Raw genomic sequence first — 24065 nt, 5'->3', positions numbered from 1 at the left:
CACTGCCTCAGGGCCGGTAGTTGCCATACTTTAGCTGCTCGACAATTTCGGCAGCCCGCACATCGTAGCCATCCTGCTCTGTCTTGCTCAGGGTGTGGTAGATGCCAAAACGTTTGGCTGAGACCTCGGGACTATCCTGAAACGATTCGCTCACCTTACCCCACAGATAGGCCAACCCATACTGTTTCTGGCCCATATAGAGGGTGCTGAGGGAGGTGAATATACGGCTGTTAACCTTGTCCCCTTCCTGATAGAGGGAGAGGCCGTGCTGCAGGGTGGCAATGGCCTTTTCCGGGTCACTCTTGGCGTAGATACCGCCGAGTGCCAGTTGCAACTCGGGTTCATCCAGCGCCTTGGTGCCTTCCAGCGCCATAAACTGCTGACGAGCCAGCTCGTTGGTGTTGTTGGTCCAGTGCCAGAGCAGCAGGTAGGGATCCTGTGAATTGCGGGTCGCCGCATCGAGCTGGGCCAACTGATCCCCGGCCGCCAGCATTCCCTCTACCCGTGGACTCTTCTGCTCGCGGGCATTCTTGTATTCAATGCTGGTGGAGCGCTCGGCACATTTGAGATAGCGCTCAAGGTTGCGCATCAGCTCGTACTTGCGCCGATCCGTCCCCTCCTCCTTGAGATAGAAGCGACTGCGGATCACATCGGTACGCTCGTAGCGACACCAGCCATCGTCCACCAGATCCTGGCAGAGCTCGGGATGATTGCCACAGATGTTATGGATCCGATCGTCATTGCAGCCAGCCACAGCAAGGCCGACTGAAAGCATGATGAAGGTCTGTCGCAGGGGGAAATTGGCCATGGTTCACATCTTGTTGGTAACGCGGTTGGTAACAACTGGCGCCTTTACGGGCCACCTCCGGCTAGCAAACCGGTTACATATCCATTACAATGCGCGCGCCATATAAGGCCGCGATTGCAGAATAATATAACGAAATATACACCCCTACACTGATCTGCATTCGACGAATTTTCTATTTACACCAACAACGTGAAATAAAGGATCTGGTCAATGACCCACGAGCACTACTTGCAAGCGTGGCAGGAGAGCCAGGAGCTCGCCGAAGCCATGCAGCCCTTGATTGGTCGCCTCTACCGACAACAAGGGGTCGAGATCACCCTCTACGGCCGCCCGCTGCAAAACGCCTCCACCATCGATATCCTCAAGGCCCACCGGGTCGTCCGCCGCCACCAGGGCGCTCCCCTCCCCATCCAGCAAAGCTTCCCCCTGCTTCAGGCCATCGTTGCCCTCAAACCCACCGCCGCCGAGGTAGACCTTGGCAAGCTGGCAGTCGGCTACTGGCAGGATCATCAGGATGAAGCGGGGATCGAGGACTATCTGCAAACGCGACTGGCACCGGCCCTTGGCCGCAGCCAGATGCCGCAGCCGACCGACGTGGTGCTCTACGGCTTTGGCCGTATCGGTCGCCTGCTTGCCCGCCTGCTGATCGAGCGTACCGGCGCCGCCAATCCGCTGCGACTGCGCGCCATCGTGGTACGCGGTGGTCGCGACGGAGATCTGGAGAAACGTGCCAGCCTGCTGCGCCGCGACTCGGTGCACGGCCCCTTCAACGGCTCCATCGAGGTGGATGTGGAGCGCAGCGCCATCATCGCCAACGGCACCTTCATTCAGGTGATCTACGCCAATAGCCCGGCCGACATCGACTACACAGCCTACGGCATTCACGATGCGTTGATCGTCGACAACACTGGGGTATGGCGTGACGAGGCAGGCCTCTCCGAGCACCTGAAAGCGCGCGGTGCTGGCAAGGTGCTGCTGACCGCTCCCGGCAAGGGGGAGATGAAGAACGTGGTGTTCGGGGTCAACCATGAGGTAATAGGCCCGGATGACAGGATCATCTCCGCCGCCTCCTGTACCACCAACGCCATCACCCCGGTGCTCAAAGTAATGCAGGAGCGGTTCGGCATCCGCCACGGCCACGTGGAGACGGTCCACTCCTACACCAACGATCAGAACCTCATCGACAACTATCACAAAGGCGAGCGCCGCGGTCGCAGCGCGGCCCTCAATATGGTGATGACCAGCACCGGCGCCGCCAAGGCGGTGGCCAAGGCGCTGCCCGAACTCAAGGGCAAGCTAACCGGCAACGCCATCCGGGTGCCGACCCCCAACGTCTCGCTGGCGATTATCAATCTGTCGCTGGAGCAGGCCACCGATCGGGAGAGCCTCAACGCCTATCTGCAGCAGATGGCGCTAAGCTCGGCCCTGCACCGCCAGATCGACTTCAGCGCCAGCACCGAGCTGGTCTCCTCCGACATGGTAGGTTCCCGTTATGCGGGCATCGTCGACTCCCAGGCGACCATCGCCGAAGGGGATCATTGTGTGCTCTACGTATGGTATGACAACGAGTTCGGGTACAGTTGTCAGGTAGTGCGGGTGATGGAGCAGATGGCTGGCGTAGTCCGCCAGGATCTACCTGCATAGACCGATAGGGTCTACCTGCATGGCCCATCAGATCCCGCTGTTTATGGCTCAATAGTTCAAGGAGAGGCCGGATGTCGTTTCAACAGGGTGAGTTTTTACAAGCAATCAGGCAGATGCCCGAAGAGGTGTATGAGCAGCTCAAAACCGCAGTCGAGCTGGGCAAGTGGCCCGATGGCAAGCCCCTGACCGACGAGCAGAAGGCCACCTCCCTGCAAGCCGTGATGGCCTGGCAGTCGATGCACATCGACAATCCCGAACACATGAACATCGGCCGTGACGGCGAGATCGTGATGAAGAGCAAGAGCGAGCTCAAGCGTCAGTATCGCAATGAGGAAGAGATAGTACGGGTCGACCTTAACCACTGAACCTGACTCGGCAGACCGCTCGCAGCGGCCACAACAGAGAGGGGAGCCATTATGGCTCCCCTCTTTTTCCACTCTCCATGGTAGGGAGGTCAGAAGCTGTTCACGACCTGTAGCGAGAAGACGTCAGCAAGGTGAAGAGCAGCGCAGGAACCGGAGTGTATATACATACATGAGGATTCCGAGCAGCACATGAGCCTTGATCACGGCTTCGCAGTAAGGTCGCGGACAGTTTCTCAGGGCGTCAGCTCCCCACGCAGCGACTGCTGCATCAACTCGCGAATGCGGTGGGATGGCAAGTCCTGACTCAGCAGGAAGTGGAGCTTGGTGAGCGCCGCTTCGGCGGTCATGTCAAAGCCCGAGATCACCCCGGCCCGCGACAGGGCGTTGCCGGTGGCATAGCCCCCCATATTGACCTTGCCGTGCAGGCACTGGCTCAGGTTGACGATGATGACGCCGCGAGCCGAAGCCTCGGAGAGCAGCGCCAGCATGGCCGGGTTCTGCGGCGCATTGCCGACCCCGAACGACAGCAGGATCAGCGCCTTCACCGGCTGTTGCAGGATATTGGCGATCACCTCGCTGGAGATCCCCGGATAGAGGGTCACCACGCCGATGGGCTGGGGGGTGATGTCGTGCAGCACCAGCGGCCGCGCGGAGGGCACGCCCAGCTCACCCGCTTCCAGCGAGATGGCGATCCCGGCGTTGAGCAGCGGCGGATAGTTGGGGGAGTCGAAGGCGTGGAAGCCGTCGGCGTGCACCTTCTTGCTACGGTTGCCGCGATAGAGCTGATTGTTGAAGAACAGCGTCACCTCGTGGATCGGGTAGTTGGCCGCGATGTAGAGGGCGTTGAGCAGATTCTGCTGGCCGTCGGAGCGCAGCTCGGCCAGCGGGATCTGGGAACCGGTGATGATGACCGGCTTGTGCAGATCTTCCAGCATGAAAGAGAGCGCCGAGGCGGTGAACGACATGGTGTCGGTGCCATGCAGGATCACGAAGCCATCGTATTTCTCGTAGTTGTCGCGAATGTCTTCGGCGATGCGCTGCCAATCCGCCGGGGTCATGTCGGAGGAGTCGATGAGGGGCGCATATTCGTGGATATGGTAATCCGGCATCTCGGGGCGGTGGAACTCGGGCATCCGCGCCAGACAGTCTTCCATAAAGCCCGCCATCGGCACGTAGCCGTGATCGGAACGCTGCATCCCAATGGTGCCGCCTGTGTAGGCAATGTAGATAGACTTCTTCACACCCTCTCCTCTTGATGAAGTGAACACCGCCAAAACATGAACCATGTCGGGGTGAACCACAATGTCAACGCCCGCCAGCGCCTCTGCGTGCAGCGGAAACCGGCGAATTATAGAGACTGGCGCCCCAAATGACAGCCGTTCCATGCACCCTTTTCGGCTTTTCCGCCCTCTACCTACATAGTGTTAAATGTCACAATAAACGACTAAAACGAGCATTAATACGACAAAGATGGAATTAAACGATGCTTTTTGCTACAATCCGCCGGATTTTACTAAAATCTCATCTGGATGCCTGAGCATTTCAGGCCCGCACAAGCCCCATCTTTCCTGGGGCGGGGAGATGTTTCCCCTTCTTTGCTGGCACATAAGCCACACTGTTTTCATCCCGGCTGAATCTGTAAGTCTTTTGCTATGAAAGACACAGCCAATCAACATGGGAGTACTGAATGTTACAACTTGATTCCTACGCAACGCTGGTCGCTGCCACTCTGGTATTGCTGCTTGGCCGGGTGTTGGTTACCCGAGTCGGGCTGCTGCGTACCTTCAACATCCCCAAACCGGTAGCCGGCGGCCTGGTGGTCGCGCTGGTACTACTGCTGCTGCGCTCCACCCTGCAAATGGAGCTGCAATTTGATACCAGTCTGCAAACCCCGCTGATGCTGGCCTTCTTCGCCTCCATCGGTCTTTCCGCCGATCTCGCCAGCCTGAAACGCGGCGGCAAGGCGGTGGTTACCTTCCTGATGGTGGTCACCGGCCTGCTGCTGGTGCAGAACAGTCTGGGTGTCGGTCTGGCGACCCTGCTCGGTCTGGATCCCCACATGGGGCTGCTGGCCGGCTCCATCACACTCTCCGGCGGCCACGGCACCGGTGCGGCCTGGAGCGCTACCTTCTCCGAGAAATACGGGGTGCAATCCGCCGCCGAACTCGCCATCGCCTGTGCCACCTTCGGTCTGGTGCTGGGCGGACTGATCGGCGGCCCGGTGGCTCGCTATCTGGTGAAGAAAGTGCAGGTGCCCGGTGAGGAGCACAATCAGGATGAGGCCCCACAGGGCTTCGAAATGCCCGATATGGAGCGCCCCCTCACCACTTTCAGCGTTATCGAAACGCTGGCATTGATCGCCATCAGCCTCAAGGGCGGCGAGCTGCTCTCCGCCTCGCTCAAAGGGGGCGCCTTCGAGCTGCCGATCTTTGTCTGCGTGCTGTTTGTCGGCGTGCTGCTGCGCAACGTCCTGACCCTGCTGAACTGGCATGAGGTGAGCGATCGCGAGGTCTCCCTGCTGGGCAACGTCAGCCTGTCGCTGTTCCTCGCCATGGCACTGATGAGCCTGAAACTGTGGGATCTGGCCAGCCTGGCACTGCCCATCTTCATCCTGCTGGCCGCCCAGACAGTGGCGATGGCGCTCTACGCCATCTTCGTCACCTTCCGGGTGATGGGCAAAAATTACGATGCGGCCGTGCTGGCGGCAGGTCACTGCGGCTTTGGCCTCGGGGCCACCCCGACAGCCATCGCCAACATGCAGGCCATCACCCAGCGCTTCGGTCCCTCCCACCTGGCGTTTCTGGTGGTGCCCATGGTGGGCGCCTTCTTTATCGACATCATCAACGCCATGGTGATCAAGCTGTTTATGGCGATGCCATTCCTGTAATTCCCTTTCCGTCAGACGTATATGATCAGAGCCCACCTTTCGGTGGGCTCTTTGTTTGTTCTCTACTCGCCAGCTGACGCAGGCAGAACCGGGGCTCGTATCCGCCACCAGAGTGACCCGCGAGCAACCTAGACAGCCCGAAATCACCAAGCCCGCACACCCTCCGAACAACAAAAAGCCCCGCACTCGACAGAGGACGGGGCTTGTTTATCTCAGCCGGAACAGACCGTGAGTTGCACCTTACAGGATAAAGGTCGACACCTGCTGGTTAAGGTCAGCTGCACGCCCTTTGAGGCTGTGGGCCTGATCCAGATCGCGCATGGCGGCGGCGGTGATCTCGTCACTCACATCCTTGATGGCGGTGGTGTTCTGGGTGATCTCGCCGGTCACCTGGGTCTGCTCCTCGGCGGCAGTGGCGATCTGACCCGCCATGTCGGAGATGAGGGAGATGGCGCTGGTGATCTCTTCCAGCGCACGCACCGCCTGATCGGCATCCTGCACGCTGTTGTCCGCCAGCCCCTGACTGGTCTGCATCAGGCTCACCGCACGGGCGGTAGTCTGTTGCAGGGTCTCGATGGTGGACTGGATCTGCTGGGTGGAGTCCTGGGTACGGCGCGACAGTACCCGCACCTCATCAGCCACCACCGCAAAACCACGCCCCTGCTCACCGGCACGGGCCGCTTCAATGGCTGCGTTCAGCGCCAGCAGGTTGGTCTGCTCGGCAATCCCCTGAATGGTGGAGAGAATGCTGGTGATGGCCTGCGCGTGACGGCTCAGCTCGCCGATCACCTCGGTCGCCTGCCCCACCTCTTCAGCCAGACCATTGATGGACTGGCGGGTCTTGTTGACCAGCATCTTGCCCTGCTCACTGCTCTGGGCAGATTGCTGGGCAGCGGCGGCGGTATTCTCGGCGTTGCCGGCGATCTCCATGGTAGCGCTCGCCATCTCGGTGACCGCAGTGGCGACCATGGTCACCTCTTGCTGCTGACGCTGCAGCTCGTCCACCGCGGCCTGGTTGGTCACCAGACTGCGCTCGGCATCGGCGTTCAACTCGTTGGCCAGCTGACGGATATTGCCGATCAGCTGATGCTGGCTGCCGACGAAACGGTTGAAGCTGTTGGCCAGTTGGCCCACTTCGTCGTTGGCGTCGATCTTGATGCGCTGGGTCAGATCGCCGTTACCATCGGCAATGCGGGCCAACGCCTGGGAGACCTTGGTGAGCGGGCCAAGCAGCATGCTGACCAGCCAGGAGATAGCGAGGATGCTCCCCACCAGCACCAGCAGCGCCATCCCCAGCTGGGTCATCAGCAGAGAGGAGAGCGGCGCTTCCAGCGCGGCCTTGTCCAGCACCAGCACCAGCTCCCAATCCGTGTCGGGGATATCAGCCGCCCACAGCAGCTTGTCGCGACCTTCGTTGTCGAAGTAGGCCGGCACCAGTTCCTTGCTCGACTTGCTCTGCTCGATCAGCGCGTTGGTCAGATCGTTGTCGATCTCGCTGGCCGGTTTCATCGCCTTGGCAGCATCCTTATAGGCGATGATGGTGCCATCCTTGTGCATCATGATGGCGAAACCGTCGGCAGGCAGCTGCATCTTGGTCACGTCTTCCACCAGCGAGGCGATGGAGAGGTCACCACCGACGACCCCGCCAGCAACCGGCTGGGCCAGGGTCACCACCATGATGTTGTAAGCCACATCGAGATAGGGTTTGGTGACAATCAGGCCACCTTTGCTCATCGCCTCCTGGTACCAGCCACGGGAGCGCGGGTCGTAGCCATCGCGGTTGATGGAGGGATCGGAGTCATTCATCTTGCCGCTGCTCTCACCGAAATAGGTGAGCTGGAAACGGCCGGAAACTTGTGCCTGTTGCAAGGCATTGAGGGGGTCGGCACCGGCCTTGTTGCCGAGCGCCTGGATCACGTCGCGACGGGCGGCGAGCCAGTCGCTGACACGCTCGGCCTGCTGGGTACCCAGCCGTTGCAACTGCTCCTGGCTGCCTTGCAGCAACAGGGACTTCTGGCTGCTATAGCTCTGCCAGGAGAGCAACAAAATCACCAACGAAAGGGCGATCACCACTGACAACAGTATCTTCTGCTTGAGTGACAGGTTTTTCATCATGTGTTCTTCTTATTGAGGTGAGGAGCGGGTTTTTCCCTAAATTGCACAACACTACACGTAGTCATTAGCGACCCGAATGGCCAAAACTGAACCTGAAAATGGGTCGGCGGGCGATATTTTCTACCGAGGTGGAGAAAAGTGCACCAGAAATTGACGGCATGAGCCGCACAAGCCAAGGCAACCCTGTTTATTCCTTCCACAATTGGCTAGAATATCCCGTTTTTAAATCACATCGACCCTGAGAGTTTTCACGATGTTCGAAGTTAATCCCGTATTAAATAAACTTAAGGAGCTGTCTGAGCGGACCGAGCTTCTTAGGGGGTACCTTTGACTATGACGCCAAGAAAGAGCGTCTAGAAGAGGTCAACGCCGAGCTGGAACAGCCGGACGTATGGAATGAACCCGAGCGCGCACAGGCGCTGGGCAAAGAGCGCGTAGCGCTGGAAAACGTGGTCGGCACCATCGACACCCTGACCCAGGGCGTGGATGACGTCGAGATGCTGGTGAGCCTGGCCGTGGAAGGGGAAGACGAAGAGACCTTCAACGAAGCCATCGCCGAATCCGAACAGCTGGAAGCCAAGCTGGTGGATCTCGAGTTCCGCCGCATGTTCTCCGGTCAGCACGACGGCTCCGACTGCTATATCGATATTCAATCCGGCTCCGGTGGTACCGAAGCACAGGATTGGGCCAACATGGTACTGCGCATGTACCTGCGCTGGGGCGATGCCCACGGTTACAAGCCCGAGCTGATTGAATGCTCCGAAGGCGACGTGGCCGGTATCAAATCCGCCACCATCAAGTTCACCGGCGAATATGCGTTCGGCTGGCTGCGTACTGAAACCGGCGTGCACCGTCTGGTTCGCAAGTCTCCGTTCGATTCCGGTGGCCGCCGTCACACCTCCTTCTGTTCTGTGTTCGTCTACCCCGAGATCGACGACGATATCGATATCGAGATCAACCCGGCGGATCTGCGGATCGACGTCTACCGTGCCTCCGGTGCCGGTGGTCAGCACGTTAACCGAACCGAATCCGCGGTGCGTATTACCCACGTTCCGACCGGTGTCGTGGTACAGTGCCAGAACGACCGTTCCCAGCACAAAAACAAAGACCAGTGTATGAAGCAGCTGAAAGCCAAGCTCTACGAGCTGGAAATTCAGAAGCAGAACGCTGAGAAACAAGCCCTGGAAGAGACCAAGTCTGATATCGGTTGGGGCAGCCAGATCCGTTCCTATGTGCTGGATGACTCCCGTATCAAGGATCTGCGCACCGGCGTCGAAACCCGTAATACCCAATCGGTGCTCGACGGTGACTTGGACAAGTTTATCGAAGCCAGCCTGAAATCAGGTCTGTAAACAAGCAGGAATCACCATGTCTGAACAAACCATCACTCCGGAAGTCGACCAAACTCTCGAACTCAACAACGAGATGACCGAGCGTCGTTCCAAGCTGGCCGCCCTGCGCGCCCAGGGTAATCCGTTCCCCAACGACTTCCGTCGCGACAGCCTCTCTGGCGATCTGCACGCAGAGTTCGACGACAAGAGCGCCGAGGAGCTGACGAGCCTGGGTAAACGGGTGAAGATTGCCGGTCGCATCATGACCCGCCGGATCATGGGCAAGGCTTCTTTCGCCACCCTGCAGGACATGGCCGGCAAGATCCAGGTCTACGTCACCCGTGACGACCTGCCGGAAGGTTTCTACAACGAGCAGTTCAAGAAGTGGGATCTGGGCGACATCGTGGGTGTCGAAGGTACCCTGTTCAAGACCCAGACCGGTGAGCTCTCCGTTCACGTTTCCGATATCCGCCTGCTGACCAAGGCGCTGCGTCCGCTGCCCGAGAAGCACAAAGGCCTGACCGACCAGGAAGCTCGCTGCCGCCAGCGCTACCTGGATCTGATCGCCAACGAAGAGTCCCGCAAGACCTTCATGATCCGCACCCAGGTGGTTGCCGGTATCCGCAAGTTCTTCAACGAAAAGCGCTTCATGGAAGTGGAAACCCCGATGATGCAAGTCATCCCGGGTGGTGCCTCCGCGCGTCCGTTCGTCACTCACCACAATGCGCTGGACATCGACATGTACCTGCGTATCGCTCCGGAGCTCTACCTGAAGCGTCTGGTGGTCGGTGGTTTCGAGCGTGTCTACGAGATCAACCGCAACTTCCGTAACGAAGGTATCTCGGTGCGTCACAACCCCGAGTTCACCATGATCGAGTTCTACATGGCCTACGCCGACTACATCGATCTGATGGACCTGACCGAAGAGCTGCTGCGCACCCTGGCGCAGGACATTCTGGGCGACACCAAGATCCGTTACGCCAAAGAGGGCGAAGAGGGCCTGACCATCGATTTCGGTCAGCCGTTCCAGCGCCTCACCATGGTCGAGTCCATCCTGAAGTTCAACCCGGATGTGACCCTGGACGATCTGGCTACCCTCGAGAGCGCCAAGGCCGTTGCCAAGCGTCTGCACATCGAGCTGATGAAGGGCTGGGAGCTGGGCCACGTGATCACCGCGATCTTCGAAGAGACCGTGGAGCACATGCTGCTGCAACCGACCTTCATCACCGAGTACCCGGCTGCCGTATCTCCGCTGGCCCGCCGCAACGACGTGAACCCGGATGTAACCGACCGCTTCGAATTCTTCATCGGTGGCCGCGAGCTGGCCAACGGCTTCTCCGAGCTGAACGATGCAGAAGACCAGGCCAAGCGCTTCCAGGATCAGGTTGATCAGAAAGAAGCAGGCGACGACGAAGCCATGTTCTACGACGCCGACTTTGTCACCGCACTGGAACACGGCCTGCCGCCGACTGCCGGTCAGGGCATCGGTATCGACCGTCTGGTAATGCTGTTCACCAACAGCCACACCATCCGTGACGTCATCCTGTTCCCGGCCCTGCGTCCGCAGAAATAAGGCCCGCAGAAGTTAGCTACATCCCTTGGGTCAATCCCGAGCGTGATAGCCAATAAAAACGCCCCGCCACTGCGGGGCGTTTTTTTATAATGCTCACAACAATTGACGAACGCTTACCGCTTATGAGGCTGGCGGTAGCAGCCACTCTCCCTGCCACAAGGTGACGGCCTGACCGGCCATCAGTACCCGACCCTCCTGCAGTTCAAGCCGCAACTCACCACCACGGGCCGAAATCTGACGGGCCCGCAGTTGCCGTTTACCAAGCCGTTCGGCCCAAAAGGGCGCCAGAGCGCAGTGGTTGGAACCAGTAACCGGATCCTCATCGACGCCCACCCAAGGGGCGAAATAGCGGGAGACAAAGTCATGGTTCGGGCCGTTTGAGGGTGCCGTAACTATCACCCCCCGTCCCGGCAAAGCACGCAGAGCATGAAAATCTGGCAAAAGCGCACGGATCTCCTCTTCACTTGCCAGCTCCAGCAAGAACTTGGCCCCGACCGCCAAGGTCTGTCGTGGCTGGCAACCAAGCGCGGCAGCATAGGCGGGATCCAGCGTCAGTGGCGTCAACGCGATACGCGGAAAATCGAGCCAAATCCACTCCCCTTCGCGCCGGGCCAGCAGCTCACCACTGCGGGTCTCGAAGCGGATAGTCTCGTGTGCAGCGACCGCCCCTGTCTGCCACAACACATGAGCAGCCGCCAAGGTGCCATGACCGCAGAGATCAACCTCGACTTTCGGTGTGAACCAGCGTAACTGGTAATGGGCCCTGCCAAGTCGCACCAGAAAGGCCGTCTCGGAGAGATTGAACTCGGCCGCCATCGCCAACTGGCTGGCATCAGGCAGGGCTGCTCCCAATACGACCACCCCGGGATTGCCACCAAGGGGCTGCTGACTGAACGCATTGACATGAAACAATCGGATATTCGACATGGCACTTCCTGTGTTATCAAGTGGCTCTCATTTAACGCTCTTTATACCACGCCCCTCTTTTGCTGCGGGAACAGGCGTACCTCTGCCCCTTTAATGCATTAATAGAATAAAGAAGACATTTTTATTCTTTGTTGTTATCCAACACGCCCTTTAATCTGGCCAAAAATCAGACCATGGAAGACGCGTGTGATGCAATTGAAGGATTCCCCATTCAACCTATCCCCCCTCTCTGACGAGCAGCAACGTCAGTTGGGTCAGGTACTCTCGACCCTCAATACCCAGCAACTGGCCTGGGTGAGCGGATATCTCTACGGCCTCTCCCAGAGCGGTCACCAAGGCGTTGCAACCAGCGCCGCCGTGGCTGCGCCCAGCGGCAGCCTGACCATTCTCTACGGCTCCCAGACCGGCAACGCCAAAGGGGTCGCCACTGCCATCAAGGCGCAGGCCGAGGCCCGCGGTCTACCGGTCACCCTAGCGTCGATGGCCGACTACAAACCCAAGCAGCTCAAGAAAGAGAGCCACCTGCTGGTGGTAGTGAGCACTTACGGGGAGGGTGAACCGCCGGAGAGCGCCGTCGATCTGTTCGAGCAGCTTAAAAAAGGCAAGATTGGCAAGCTGGACGGCCTCAAGTTCGCGGTGCTGGGGCTGGGTGACAGCTCCTACGAATTTTTCTGCCAGACCGGCAAAGATTTTGACGACTTCCTCGCCAAAGCTGGGGCCGAGCGCATTTATGAACTCGCCAGCCTTGATGTGGATTATCAGGATGCGGCCAAGAGTTGGGGCGAGCAGGCACTCAACGCCATCGCCGCCACCCTCTCTGCCAGCCCTGCTGGCAGCAGCGTAGCCAGCGCGGTACAGCAGGCGGTTGGCCACAGCCAGTACAGCAAGGAGAATCCCTTCCCTGCCCGCCTGTCGGTCAATCAGAAGATCACCGGCCGGGATTCCACCAAGGATATCCGCCATATCGAGATCAATCTGGCCGACTCCGGCATCACCTATCAACCGGGTGATGCCCTCGGCGTCTGGTTCGACAATGACGCCGAACTGGTGGGCGAAGTGCTGGCCCTGACCGGCCTCTCTGGCGATGAAGCCACGGCCCACGGCGCCTTGCGCGCAGCCCTGACCAGTCACTTCGAACTGACCCGGCTGCACGGCAGCTTTATCACAGGGCTCGCTGACATATCGGATAATGCGGCGCTGAAAGATCTGGCTGGCGACAAGGCCCAGGTCAATGCACTGGTCGCCTCTGCCCAGGTGGTGGATGTGCTGAAACGCTTCCCGACCGCCCTCACGACCGAGCAGCTGGTCAGCCTGCTGCGCCCCCTCACCCCGCGCCTCTACTCCATCGCCTCTGCCCAGAGCGAAGTGGAAGAGGAGGTGCACCTAACCGTCGGTGTGGTGCGTTACCCGCAGGAAGATGGCACTGTGCGCTCTGGCGCCGCCTCCTCCTATCTGGCGGATCGGCTGATTGAGGATGGCGAGGTGCGGGTGTTTGTGGAGCACAACGACAACTTCCGCCTGCCGCAAAACCCCGACACCCCCGTCATCATGGTGGGCCCGGGCACCGGCATCGCCCCGTTCCGCGCCTTTATGCAGGAACGGGAAGCGCAGGGGGCCGAGGGCAAGAACTGGCTCTTCTTCGGCAACCCCCACTTTACCCAGGATTTCCTCTATCAGGTGGAGTGGCAGCGTTATGTGAAATCTGGGCTGCTGTCGAAGATCTCGCTAGCCTTCAGCCGGGATCAGGCCAACAAGATTTATGTGCAGGACCGTCTGCGTGAAGCGGGCCAGGAGCTCTACCAGTGGCTGGAAGCAGGCGCTCACTTCTATGTGTGTGGTGACGCCAACAAGATGGCCAAAGATGTGCAGGAGGCCCTGCTGGAAGTGATTGCCGAACACGGCCACAAGAGCCGTCAGGAAGCAGAAGAGTATTTGAGCGAATTGCGTCGTGCCAAACGTTATCAAAGGGATGTCTATTGATGAGCAAACAACCTCTTTCTCACCCCAAAGCGGGACCGGTCGAAGGGCCGCTGGCCGACAACGAGCGCCTCAAGCGCGAGAGCAACTTCCTGCGCGGCACCATTGAGCAAGATCTGCAAGACCCGCTCACCGGCGGCTTCAACGGCGACAACTTCCAGCTGATCCGCTTTCACGGCATGTATCAGCAGGATGACCGCGACATCCGCCCGGAGCGCGCTGCCCAGAAGCTGGAGCCGCTGCACAACGTCATGCTGCGTGCCCGCCTGCCGGGTGGGATCATCACCCCGGCCCAGTGGCAGATCATCGACAAGTTCGCCGAAGAGCACAGCCTCTACGGCAGCATCCGCCTGACCACCCGTCAGACCTTCCAGTTCCACGGGGTATTGAAGCGCGACATCAAGCTGATGCACCAGACCCTCAACAGCACCGGCATCGATTCCATCGCCACCGCCGGCGATGTGAACCGCAACGTGCTCTGCACCAGCAACCCGGTGGAGTCCGAGCTGCATCAGGAGGCCTACGAGTGGGCCAAGAAGATATCCGAACACCTGCTGCCCAAGACCCGCGCCTACGTGGAGATCTGGCTGGACGGTGAAAAACTGGGGCAGGATGAGGAGCCGATCCTGGGTTCCAACTACCTGCCGCGCAAATTCAAGACCACTGTGGTGATCCCGCCTCATAACGACGTGGATATCCACGCCAACGATCTCAACTTCGTAGCGATTGCCGAACACGGCAAGCTGGTAGGCTTCAACGTGCTGGTGGGTGGTGGCCTCGCCATGACCCACGGCGACACCAGCACCTACCCGCGCAAGGCGAGCGACTTTGGCTTTATTCCGCTCTCCCACGTGCTGGAGGTGGCCGCCGCCGTGGTCAGCACCCAGCGCGACTGGGGTAACCGGGTAAACCGCAAGAACGCCAAGACCAAGTACACCCTTGAACGGGTTGGCGTCGAAGCCTTCAAGGCCGAGGTGGAGAGTCGCGCTGGCATCCAGTTCGGGCCGGTTCGCCCCTATGAGTTCACCAGCCGTGGCGATCGCTTCGGTTGGGTCGAGGGGATCGACGGCAAGCACCACCTCACCCTGTTTATCGAGAATGGCCGCCTGCTTGACTTCCCGGGCAAGCCGCTCAAAACCGGCATGCTGGAGATCGCCAAGGTGCATCAGGGGGATTTTCGCCTGACCGCCAACCAAAACCTGATCATCGCCGGGGTACCTGCCAGCGAGAAAGCCCGCATCGAAGGGCTGGCGCGCCAATACGGCCTGCTGGATGACGGCGTAAGCGAGCAGCGCAAGCAGTCCATGGCTTGTGTGGCCCTGCCCACCTGCCCGCTGGCGATGGCTGAAGCGGAGCGCATGCTGCCGGCGTTTGTCACCGACATCGAAGGCTTACTGGCCAAGCACGGCCTGGCTGATGACGCCATCATCTTCCGGGTCACCGGCTGCCCCAACGGCTGCGGCCGCGCCATGCTGGCGGAAGTGGGTCTGGTGGGCAAGGCGCCCGGCCGCTACAACCTCCATCTGGGAGGCAACCTGGAGGGGACCCGCATTCCGCGCCTCTATCAGGAGAACATCACCGAGCCGCAGATCCTGGCCGAACTGGACGCGTTGATCGGCCGCTGGGCCACCGAGCGCAATCAAGGTGAGTGCTTCGGCGACTTCGTGATCCGAGTTGGGGTGATTGCCCCCGTTATCGATTCTGCGAGGGATTTCTATGCCGCTTAATCTGCCGCTTAATGTCACTGAAGATGGCAGTCTTGACCTACAGGCACTGCTGGCCCTCGGCCGTGAGGAGCAAGTCGAGGCGCTGGCGCCCCTCAACCGGGAGCTGGATACCATGAGTGCCCCCGAGCGGGTGCGCTGGGCCCTGGCAAATCTGCCGGGGGAGCATGTGCTCTCATCCAGCTTCGGCATTCAGGCGGCGCTGATGCTCCATCTGGTGAGCCGCGAGCGGGCCGATGTGCCGGTGGTGCTGACCGATACCGGTTATCTGTTCCCCGAGACCTACCGCTTTATCGACGAGCTGACCGAGCGCCTCGCGCTAAATCTCAAGATCTATCGGGCCGAGCTCAGCCCAGCCTGGCAGGAGGCGCGATTTGGCCTCCTGTGGGAGCAGGGGGTGGAGGGGATCACCCGCTACAACCAGCTCAACAAGGTGGAGCCGATGGACCGCGCCCTGCGTGAGCTGGGGGCCCAGACCTGGTTCTCCGGCCTGCGCAGGGAGCAGTCCGGCAGCCGTGGCAAGCTGCCGGTGCTGGGCATCCAGCGCGGCCGCTTCAAGTTCCTGCCGGTGATCGACTGGAGCAACAAGGATGTCTTCTACTACTTCAAGGAGTTCGACCTCCCCTACCACCCGCTGTGGGAGCAGGGTTATCTCTCGGTGGGCGATGTCCACACCACCGCCAAGTGGGAACCGGGCATGAGCGAGGAGCAGACCCGCTTCTTCGGCCTCAAGCGCGAGTGCGGTTTGCACGAGGAAAATGGCGAGAACGACGGCTCAGGCATCTAATCCCGTCTTGAAAACCCAACAGAACAACAAGGGCATCCGAAGATGCCCTTGTTGTTATTTGCCCATTAGCATTCGCCCGTCAGCGGCGTAGCCAGGTCTCGAAGCTATAGGGGTGCGGGTTCTTCTCATCGGCAGGGTGGCTCTCGCAATCAACGCGTTGCCAGTGGCCATCGTCAAAAGCGGGGAAACGGGTATCCCCCTCCACCGCCAGATCGATTTGCGTCAGATAGAGGCAATCCGCGCTCGGCAACATCTCGGCATAGAGATGACCACCACCGATCACCATCAACTCCTCCACCGAGCTGCCTGCCAACAGCGCCAGCGCCGCCTCGACGGAGCCCACCACCTCAATGCCCTCAGCCTGATAGCCGGGATTGCGACTGATCACCAGATTGCGCCGTCCGGGCAGCGGTCGACCAATAGATTCGAAGGTCTTGCGCCCCATCAATACCGGTTTACCGAGGGTGACACGCTTGAAGTGAGCCAGATCGGCAGGCAGATGCCAGGGCATCTGGTTGTCCTTGCCGATCACCCTGTCGTGGGCCATGGCGGCAATCATGGAAATCTTCATGGGGCCTCTCACCGTCTGTCAGATTATGGGGCGGTTACGGTACACGACCAGAGAGGGGATCGCCAAACCGAAACTGAGAGCACCGACGATAAAGAGCGCCTTGAGGCCGTTCTCCACCGCACTCTGGATCAACTCCATGGTCACGCCATTGATGTTGAGCTCTACCACCGCAATCATGGTCTTGAACGCATAACTGCCCGGGATCATCGGAATGATGGAGGCAACGCTGAACACCGGACGCGGCGCCAGCAGACGGCGAGACCAGTAGACGCAGACAAAGCCGACCGTGGTCGCCGCAGCCAGCGTCGCCCACTCGATGGGCATACCATAGTGGATCAGCAGGGTACGCAGGCTGTGGGCCAGCGCGCCGCCCATGGCGCAATACTTCAGCATCCGTGGCGGCACGTTGAACAGCATGGCAAACCCCACCGCCGGGATGGAGGACCAGAAGGCATCCTTGGCCAGTAGCCAGAGCAAATCCATCATACTTTCCACCCCCAGATCCCGGTGACCGACATGGCCAAAATGATACCTATGGCGGCGCTGATGGTCAGCAAGGTCGCGGTCCCCCAGCGGGCCAGCCCCATGTTGAAGTAGCCCTTCACCATGTCGGAGACCGCATTGATCAGCGGAAAGCCCGGCACCAGCAGCAGCACGCTGGCCGCCATGGCGAGATAGGGCTGGTCACCCCAGTTGAAGAAGGTGGCGCTGGAGGAGAGCAAAGTAGCGATAAAGCCGGTGGCGGCAAAGTTGATGAGCGGGCTATGGTGATGGCGGGCCATCAGCTGACGCACCCGCATCGCCACGGCAGACGAGAAGCAAGTCACCAGGAAGATGGGCCAGTCACCACCAAACAACAGGCTGAAGGCGCCGCAAGAGAGCCCCACCATGGGGACCACCAGCCAGGGGTGATAGTGGAAGGGGACGATGGCTTCGAGGCGCTGGCGCACTTCACGGGCACCGATCAGCTCTTTTTCCGCCATGATGCAGATCCGCTGGATCTCGCACACCACCTGCATATTGATGCCATGTTCGCGCACCCGCCGGGTAGTGGTGACGCAACCCCCCTGATAGAGACTGGTGAGTACGATGGCACTGGAAGAGATGGCCATTTCGACACTCTCCAGCCCCAGCGCCATCCCCAGCCGCACCGTGGTCTGCTCGATGATCCGGCTCTCCGCCCCGAACTGGGCCAACATCTGACCCACCTTGACGATAATGCGGGTGATCTCTGTCTGTTGCTCCCGCGACAACACCCGTCTTGGTGTGATACTTCTCATAATCCCTTCGAGTCGTAGCAATAAAAATTTCGGCCATATTAGCCTAACTTTTACTGTTATTCATCCACCCCTATCACAACCTGACTAATTAGTTATTACAAGAAGGAGAAAAGAAATTACATCACAAATACATTACGACTAACATTAAAAACCATAACAATCAGGTCGCCAGCATTTCCCTTTATTATGGCCTCACCGATTTGGCTGAAATATCAACCAAGGGGGTTATTGCAGATTATTTACGACGTCGATAGTCCGCCAGACGGATTATTTTACCACTGCCATCGCTTTCAGGCGGAGGGTCCCCCTCTTCTCTGAACTGGCTCATTTCGCTGCGCATCAAATAAAAAGATTCCCGCATCATGTTGGTAATCCGGATACAGCTATCAAGATTGTTTTTCGCCAGACGGCGCTGACCATCAATCTTGAACTGCAACCCGCGCAGACGGCGCTGCTGATCGGGGCTCGCTCGGGCCATCAACTGGTCGATCTGCTGCTCCAGAATCGCATCCAGCCGGGAGGGCTCACTCGCAGCCAACTCCTTCAGGGTGTCAAAATCAGGCAACTCCATATGCCCTCCTTGGCGACTATTGCTGGCAACACACTGCAGTACCACACCATCACGTCCCAGCCATATAAATCTGTATATACGACGCGGCTAAAAAGGGTTCAATCCATCCACTGGCGACTAAACCGGACAATGGTCACTACGAGGGTGTCTATCTATTTTAATTGTGTTTGGAAACAAGCGATTGTTTTTAATTCAGGCGAGATAAAACACTTATACATTTTAGGTTGTGATTTTCTGTTTTTTATTGCAAATAAAAATCCGGGTGGCCTTATTTTGCTTCATTCGACACTTTATTCTTCCCTCACCGACCCGCGTCATCTCCTGACGGTTTAACATATCTCACTGATTATGTTATTTTAATTGCCACTTTTATCGGACATTCAAGAGCAGACCATGAGCAAGGCAAAAATCGGTATCGTCACCGTCAGCGATCGCGCCAGCGCGGGCATCTATGAAGACCTCTCCGGCAAGGCCATCATCGACACCCTGAACGCCTATCTGACCTCGGAGTGGGAACCTGTCTATCAGGTGATCCCCGATGAGCAGGATCAGATTGAAGCGACCCTGATCCGGCTGGCGGATGAGGAGCAGTGCTGTCTCATCGTCACCACAGGCGGCACCGGCCCGGCCAAGCGGGATGTCACGCCGGAAGCGACCGAGGCGGTATGTGACCGCATGATGCCGGGCTTTGGCGAGCTGATGCGGGCCGAATCCCTCAAATTTGTGCCGACCGCCATTCTTTCGCGCCAGACTGCCGGGCTGCGCGACGATACCCTGATCGTCAATCTGCCGGGCAAGCCCAAATCAATCCGCGAATGTCTGGATGCAGTCTTCCCCGCCATCCCCTACTGTATCGATTTGATGGAAGGGCCGTATCTTGAGTGCGATGAAACCGTCATCAAGCCATTTCGGCCGAAAAAATAGCGAACCCGACCATAAAAAATAATGGCGAGCCACGGCTCGCCATTATTTTTAACTCATCTGTCTGCGCAGAAAAAACGCATCAATTATTTGCGGCCGAATACTTTTACGCCCGCTTTGCTGCGCTCTGAATTACCGTACACTTCGATTTTTTTCACACAGCGACGCGAGCCCAGTGATTTCCACTCGGTCTCTTTATCACTGCTCATTTCCCGATCGAAACGAATGGTCTTGGTACGATCACCGCCATAGGTCACCACCACCCGATCCAGGGTCAAATCACGCTCCGCCTTCACCTTGATATATTTGGTCTGACGGCAAACCACCAAAGGAATTGTCGCACCATGATCACCGGCTCCCAGCAAAATAGTCCGCCCCAGCGTGAACTGATCGTCACCGGCATGGCTGGCTGACGCCACCACCAGCAAGGCACCACCCAGCAAGCTGCGTGCAGAAAAACGGGAATTCCAGATAGACATCAAGGACATAACACCTCCAATAAAAAATGGAGTGTGATGATAAGGGTTAAACCATAACGGAAGCTGTATCACGACTGAATTTGCTGCGAATGTGCGGGGATCAACAGAGAAAACAGCGCGACTTTTCGGCAAAAAGAGAAGAGCCGCAGATAGCGGCCCTTGCGGCAAGAGAGCGCTTAGCGCTCCATGATTTGAGTCACGTCATCTTTCTTGATCATCACCTCGCGCCCTTCATGATCGTAATAGCGATACATGCCGGTGCTCTCGTCCAGCTTGGGTTTGCTCTCTGTGGTGATCATCTTGCCATCCTTGGTGCTCATGATGTATTGGGAGCTGCATGCCACCAGCCCCAGGGCACACACCAGGATCATCATCAGTTTTTTCATTGCGGCCTCTTCTGCGATCATCCTCACCACGAGGATGTTTCTTGAAGCCTAGTTCAATCGCACGGTACGGGATGATGGGATGAGCAAAGCGGGATCGCCGTCAATAATCAGCGACTTAGCCTAGTTATCTGGCCGGGTGGCGAGCGCAATGAAAAAGGCCGGACATCTCTGTCCGGCCTCTTCTTTCAAGCGCAAATGCGCAATCATGACTTGGCAGGCTGACGCTCACCGGTCACGGTCGGGTTCTTGGGATCGGAACTCCACTCGTACCAACCGCCGTCGTAGACGCTGATCTGTTTCCAGTCCATCAGCCAGGCGTAGAAGAAGGCCTCGGAGGCGCGCCAGCCGGTACCGCAGTAGAACGCAGCCTGCTGAGTTGGCTCGATATTCCACTGCTCCCACATGGCGAGGATCTCGCGGGCTGGCTTCATGGTGCCGTCCGGGTTGTGGAAGTCGCTCATGCTGTTGGCATCGACGCCACCATGACCCCACTTGGCCCCCGGGATATCGCCCTTCGGCTTGATGTAGCTGTAACCTGAGGTGTTGCCGACAAACTCGTCCCAGGTACGCACGCTGACCAGTGCGCTATCGGGCTGCTTGAGCAGCTCTTTCGCCTGACTTAGCGTGGTGTAGTACTCGGGGTGAGCGGGAATGGCCACGCCAAACTCCTTCACCGGCTCATATTTGTTGGGCAGACCGGTTTCGGTACGCAGGTGCTGGATAAACCAGGCATCCAGGCCACCGTCCAGCAGGCGCACATCTTCCACCCCCGCATACATCATCAGGTGCGCAGCACGGGCAGCCGCCATGGTGTTGCGACCGTAAAGGATGACGGTGGTGTCGTGACGGATGCCGTTATCCAGCAGCAGCTTCTTGAGCGCTTCGTCAGAGACCTTGTTCCACAGCGGCTCCTCTTCGAGGCTGTTGGTATCGATATATCCGGCCCCCGGGATGTGGCTGATGAGGTAGGCCTTGGGTGAACCCCAATCCACTTCAAACAGCTTCCAGTCTCCCTTGGGCGCCGCCGCAACCGGCTTGCCCTCTTGCAGATCCGCCAACCAGCGCGGATAGACCAGCTGCTGCCAGCGTGCCAGCGACTCGCGCGGTGCGGCTTGCCATCCTTGCAGCTCGAACAGCTGCTTGATCCCCTGCTTGCGCAGCAGACGGGCCACCTCGGCCACTTCGCGGGACGCACCGTAGAGGGCAACCGGACGATCGGCCTTCAGCCCCTTGATCTCGAGCGCCTTTGGCCACTCTTCATCGCTGTATTTCCATTCTGCTGAGAGGTTCTCAGCGCCCGCCACATGACCGCCCTGCTTCTCCCCTTCCATCGGCCACCCCTGATAGAAGTAGCTGGCGCGGGTATCCAGGATGACAGCCTGTTTGGCCTTGGCATCGGCCAGCGAGAGCGGTGGCAACTCCCCTGCCACGGCGGGCAGGGCACACCAGAGCAGTAAGGTCGCCAGCGCGGCCTGCAGGAAGCGAAGATGTCGTTTCATGGTGATTTCTCGATTCATAGTGAACAAGGTTAAAAAATGGAGCGGCCCAGCCGCTCGGCCAGCAGCTCCAGTGCCGCCGTGCCCGCCAGCGAGTTGCCGGCCTTGTTGAGCTCGGGCGACCAGACACAGACGCAGAGCTCGCCCGGGATCAGGGCGATGATACCGCCGCCGACCCCCGATTTGCCCGGCATGCCGACCCGATAGGCAAAATCGCCAGCCTCATCATAAAGGCCGCAGGTGGCGAGCAGGGCGTTGACCTGCTTGGTGGTGCGGGCTGGCAGCAGCGGTACGCTCTCGCCCAGTGGTACACCACGGTTGGCCAGATAGATGAATGCCCGCGCCAGATCGACGCAGCTCATGCGAATGGCACAGGCATTGAAGTAGCTTTGCAGCACCTTGTCCACTTCGTTTTCGAAGTTGCCATAGGCCTTCATCAGATAGGCGATGGCGGCATTGCGGGCAGAGTGCTGATATTCGGAGCGGGCGACCACCTGATCCGCCATGATGGCCGGATTGCCGGAAAGGCGGCGCACCAGCTCAAGGGTACGCTGACGGGGCGCAGTGAGGCGGGTCTCCAGCAGATCGCTCACTACCAGCGCCCCGGCATTGATAAAGGGGTTGCGGGGGATCCCCTGCTCGAACTCAAGCTGAACCAGCGAGTTGAAGGGCTGGCCGGAGGGCTCCTTGCCAACCCGGGCCCAGATCTCCTCCTCCTGATAGAGGGTGAGTGCCAGGGTCAGGCTCAGGGCCTTGGAGATACTCTGGATGGAGAAGGGGTCAAAAGCGTCACCGGCGGTGAACAGCTCCCCCTCGACGGTACAGACTGCGATACCCAGCCGATCGGCCGGTACCTGAGCCAGTGCCGGAATGTAGTCGGCCACCTTGCCTTGTCCCAGCAACGGGCGCACCTCTTCAAGGATGCTGGCCAGTAATTCGGATGACAACACCATAAGCAATAAGCGATTCCATGACTAAAACAGCGGTGGAGATCCCATCCCCACTGACAAAAATCCCGCCAGCGGCGGGATTTTTCAGTTACCCACAACAAGGCGCCAGATGCGGCAGCCTTGTATCAGGCCGGTTCACCGTACCAGAGGTCGAACAGCTCGGTAACGACCACGGCTTCCATCCCCTTGCCTTCCAGCCAGGATTTGACGGCGGCGCGGTCTTCTTCGGTACACTTGCCCAGTTGCTGGGTGCAGATCATCCCTTCCCAGGCCAGGTGACCGGAGCCGGCAAAAGCCAGTTTACGGGGTTCAACAACCTCATCGATCATCGCATCGACTACCGCATCGATGGTCTCTTCGGCAGTGCCGACCGGGAAGTTGAAACTGATGTCGAAACCCATTTCCTGGAATTCATCGACGCGCAGTTTCTTGCGCAGGCGGCGGCTACGATTGGCCATGATAGCTCCTCAAGTTAGTTGATACGCTAGGTGTGTTGACGTGCCAGCTTAGCTGACACGCTTGAAAATCAGATCCCAAACCCCGTGGCCGAGACGGTGGCCACGTTGTTCAAATTTGGTCAGCGGACGCCAGTCCGGACGAGGCACCCAGTTGCCGGTGGCAGAGGTATTCTCGTAACCCTCGGCAGCGCTCATCACTTCCAGCATGTGCTCGGCATAGTTTTCCCAGTCGGTCGCCATGTGGAACACGCCACCGATGGCCAGCTTCTGGCGAATGTCCTGGGCAAACGCAGGCTGTACGATGCGGCGCTTGTGGTGACGGCTCTTGTGCCAGGGATCCGGGAAGAAGAGCTGCAGGCAGGAGAGGGAACCGTTCGGGATCATGTGCTCCAGCACTTCCACCGCATCGTGGCAGATCACCTTCAGATTGGTGACCCCCGCTTCCTGAGCGGTACCCAGACAGGCACCCACGCCCGGGGAGTGCACTTCGATACCAATGAAGTTCTTCTCGGGGGCATTCTTGGCCATCTCTACCAGAGAGGCGCCCATGCCAAAGCCGATCTCCAGCACCACAGGTGCTTCACGGCCAAACAGTGCGACCAGATCGAGCTGCTTTGGCTCGAAATCGATGCCCATGACCGGCCAGAGCTCTTCCAGGGCCTTCTCCTGCCCTTTGGTCAGGCGGCCTTCGCGACGGACAAAGCTGCGGATCTTGCGCATGAACTTGCCGTCTTCGTTAAATACATCTTGGGTCACAGGCATAATGGTCTCGTTATTTCATCAATCCGGGTAATACATCTTGTGTCCGATCCCGA

Annotated in this window: 23 protein-coding genes; 9 read left to right on the top strand and 14 right to left on the bottom strand. The window is 58.9% G+C overall.

What is annotated here, in order from left to right; all coding sequences use genetic code 11:
- Positions 1-7 precede the first annotated feature (7 nt).
- A complete protein-coding gene (locus tag AB5Z02_RS00530; protein WP_368214931.1) occupies positions 8-808 on the bottom strand; it encodes a DUF2989 domain-containing protein in 801 nt (266 codons plus the stop codon).
- 210 nt (positions 809-1018) lie between these two features.
- Between AB5Z02_RS00530 and AB5Z02_RS00525 the strand changes: the two genes are divergently transcribed.
- Both AB5Z02_RS00525 and AB5Z02_RS00520 read left to right on the top strand, forming a co-directional pair.
- Entirely contained in the window at positions 1019-2452 is a 1434-nt protein-coding gene (locus tag AB5Z02_RS00525; protein WP_368214928.1) for a glyceraldehyde-3-phosphate dehydrogenase, read from the top strand.
- Positions 2453-2523: 71 nt separating this feature from the next.
- A complete protein-coding gene (locus AB5Z02_RS00520; RefSeq protein WP_368214926.1) occupies positions 2524-2817 on the top strand; it encodes a YeaC family protein in 294 nt (97 codons plus the stop codon).
- 233 nt (positions 2818-3050) lie between these two features.
- Here the strand turns inward: AB5Z02_RS00520 and ansA are convergent, their stop codons facing one another.
- Positions 3051-4058 (bottom strand): asparaginase, encoded by a 1008-nt coding sequence (gene ansA, locus AB5Z02_RS00515; RefSeq protein ID WP_042054747.1) that lies wholly within the window; start codon positions 4056-4058, stop codon positions 3051-3053.
- A gap of 446 nt (positions 4059-4504) precedes the next feature.
- Here ansA and gltS point away from each other — a divergent pair, with 446 nt between their 5' ends.
- On the top strand, positions 4505-5704 hold the full coding sequence (gltS, locus tag AB5Z02_RS00510) for a sodium/glutamate symporter (RefSeq protein WP_005348115.1): 1200 nt from the start codon (positions 4505-4507) through the stop codon (positions 5702-5704).
- 240 nt (positions 5705-5944) lie between these two features.
- On the opposite strand, the gene AB5Z02_RS00505 is transcribed toward gltS, so the two are convergent.
- On the bottom strand, positions 5945-7816 hold the full coding sequence (locus tag AB5Z02_RS00505; RefSeq protein ID WP_368215018.1) for a methyl-accepting chemotaxis protein: 1872 nt from the start codon (positions 7814-7816) through the stop codon (positions 5945-5947).
- A 256-nt stretch (positions 7817-8072) separates the two neighbouring features.
- On the opposite strand from AB5Z02_RS00505, the gene prfB reads away from it, so the two are divergent.
- Together prfB and lysS are read left to right on the top strand one after the other, a co-directional pair.
- A protein-coding gene (gene prfB, locus AB5Z02_RS00500; RefSeq protein WP_100645262.1) for a peptide chain release factor 2 occupies positions 8073-9171 on the top strand; the annotation gives its coding sequence in 2 pieces (ribosomal slippage) (positions 8073-8147 and positions 8149-9171; 1098 coding nt in all).
- Positions 9172-9187: 16 nt separating this feature from the next.
- The gene (gene lysS / locus AB5Z02_RS00495) at positions 9188-10723 is read left to right on the top strand and encodes a lysine--tRNA ligase (protein WP_005335201.1); all 1536 of its coding nucleotides are present in this window, start codon (positions 9188-9190) and stop codon (positions 10721-10723) included.
- Positions 10724-10843: 120 nt separating this feature from the next.
- Here the strand turns inward: lysS and AB5Z02_RS00490 are convergent, their stop codons facing one another.
- Positions 10844-11650: a PhzF family phenazine biosynthesis protein gene (locus tag AB5Z02_RS00490; RefSeq protein WP_368214923.1), complete on the bottom strand. Its 807-nt coding sequence runs from the start codon at positions 11648-11650 to the stop codon at positions 10844-10846.
- A gap of 189 nt (positions 11651-11839) precedes the next feature.
- On the opposite strand from AB5Z02_RS00490, the gene AB5Z02_RS00485 reads away from it, so the two are divergent.
- From AB5Z02_RS00485 to AB5Z02_RS00475, 3 genes are read left to right on the top strand one after another with little or no spacing between them, the layout of a single operon-like run.
- A complete protein-coding gene (locus AB5Z02_RS00485) occupies positions 11840-13630 on the top strand; it encodes an assimilatory sulfite reductase (NADPH) flavoprotein subunit (protein WP_368215017.1) in 1791 nt (596 codons plus the stop codon).
- Complete coding sequence (gene cysI, locus AB5Z02_RS00480; RefSeq protein ID WP_245147649.1) at positions 13630-15354, top strand: assimilatory sulfite reductase (NADPH) hemoprotein subunit; 1725 nt, start codon at positions 13630-13632, stop codon at positions 15352-15354. Before AB5Z02_RS00485 ends, cysI begins: the two co-directional genes overlap by 1 nt.
- Entirely contained in the window at positions 15344-16138 is a 795-nt protein-coding gene (locus AB5Z02_RS00475; RefSeq protein ID WP_201972889.1) for a phosphoadenylyl-sulfate reductase, read from the top strand. The genes cysI and AB5Z02_RS00475 overlap by 11 nt, the downstream gene beginning before the upstream one ends.
- A 79-nt stretch (positions 16139-16217) precedes the next feature.
- Here the strand turns inward: AB5Z02_RS00475 and folA are convergent, their stop codons facing one another.
- The 4 genes from folA to AB5Z02_RS00455 all read right to left on the bottom strand — a co-directional run bounded on the left by folA (position 16218) and on the right by AB5Z02_RS00455 (position 18560).
- On the bottom strand, positions 16218-16709 hold the full coding sequence (gene folA / locus AB5Z02_RS00470) for a type 3 dihydrofolate reductase (RefSeq protein ID WP_201972888.1): 492 nt from the start codon (positions 16707-16709) through the stop codon (positions 16218-16220).
- A gap of 18 nt (positions 16710-16727) precedes the next feature.
- On the bottom strand, positions 16728-17195 hold the full coding sequence (locus AB5Z02_RS00465; RefSeq protein ID WP_026035076.1) for a threonine/serine exporter family protein: 468 nt from the start codon (positions 17193-17195) through the stop codon (positions 16728-16730).
- Entirely contained in the window at positions 17192-17989 is a 798-nt protein-coding gene (locus tag AB5Z02_RS00460) for a threonine/serine exporter family protein (protein WP_005348133.1), read from the bottom strand. The genes AB5Z02_RS00465 and AB5Z02_RS00460 overlap by 4 nt, the downstream gene beginning before the upstream one ends.
- Positions 17990-18224: 235 nt before the next feature.
- Positions 18225-18560 carry a DUF3135 domain-containing protein gene (locus AB5Z02_RS00455; protein ID WP_005348142.1) on the bottom strand — a complete coding sequence of 112 codons (336 nt, stop codon included), beginning with the start codon at positions 18558-18560 and terminating at the stop codon, positions 18225-18227.
- Between the two features lie 393 nt (positions 18561-18953).
- Here AB5Z02_RS00455 and mog point away from each other — a divergent pair, with 393 nt between their 5' ends.
- The gene (gene mog, locus AB5Z02_RS00450) at positions 18954-19484 is read left to right on the top strand and encodes a molybdopterin adenylyltransferase (RefSeq protein ID WP_005354170.1); all 531 of its coding nucleotides are present in this window, start codon (positions 18954-18956) and stop codon (positions 19482-19484) included.
- Between the two features lie 83 nt (positions 19485-19567).
- Here the strand turns inward: mog and AB5Z02_RS00445 are convergent, their stop codons facing one another.
- From AB5Z02_RS00445 to trmB, 6 genes are all read right to left on the bottom strand, one after another.
- Positions 19568-19969 (bottom strand): DUF2541 family protein, encoded by a 402-nt coding sequence (locus AB5Z02_RS00445; protein ID WP_005335217.1) that lies wholly within the window; start codon positions 19967-19969, stop codon positions 19568-19570.
- 167 nt (positions 19970-20136) lie between these two features.
- Positions 20137-20346 carry a YgdI/YgdR family lipoprotein gene (locus AB5Z02_RS00440; protein ID WP_005335219.1) on the bottom strand — a complete coding sequence of 70 codons (210 nt, stop codon included), beginning with the start codon at positions 20344-20346 and terminating at the stop codon, positions 20137-20139.
- Positions 20347-20549: 203 nt separating this feature from the next.
- The gene (locus AB5Z02_RS00435) at positions 20550-21845 is read right to left on the bottom strand and encodes a sulfurtransferase (protein ID WP_040066781.1); all 1296 of its coding nucleotides are present in this window, start codon (positions 21843-21845) and stop codon (positions 20550-20552) included.
- A gap of 29 nt (positions 21846-21874) precedes the next feature.
- The gene (gene glsB / locus AB5Z02_RS00430; protein ID WP_368214918.1) at positions 21875-22795 is read right to left on the bottom strand and encodes a glutaminase B; all 921 of its coding nucleotides are present in this window, start codon (positions 22793-22795) and stop codon (positions 21875-21877) included.
- A gap of 122 nt (positions 22796-22917) precedes the next feature.
- Complete coding sequence (locus AB5Z02_RS00425; RefSeq protein WP_005348158.1) at positions 22918-23250, bottom strand: YggL family protein; 333 nt, start codon at positions 23248-23250, stop codon at positions 22918-22920.
- Between the two features lie 48 nt (positions 23251-23298).
- The gene (gene trmB, locus AB5Z02_RS00420; RefSeq protein ID WP_005335228.1) at positions 23299-24012 is read right to left on the bottom strand and encodes a tRNA (guanosine(46)-N7)-methyltransferase TrmB; all 714 of its coding nucleotides are present in this window, start codon (positions 24010-24012) and stop codon (positions 23299-23301) included.
- Positions 24013-24065: the final 53 nt, after the last annotated feature.

This window comes from Aeromonas sp. R2-3, assembly GCF_040908375.1.
GTDB lineage: Bacteria > Pseudomonadota > Gammaproteobacteria > Enterobacterales > Aeromonadaceae > Aeromonas > Aeromonas veronii.
Note: the sequence above shows the minus strand (reverse complement) of the source record. Positions and strands in the feature narration are given on the sequence as shown.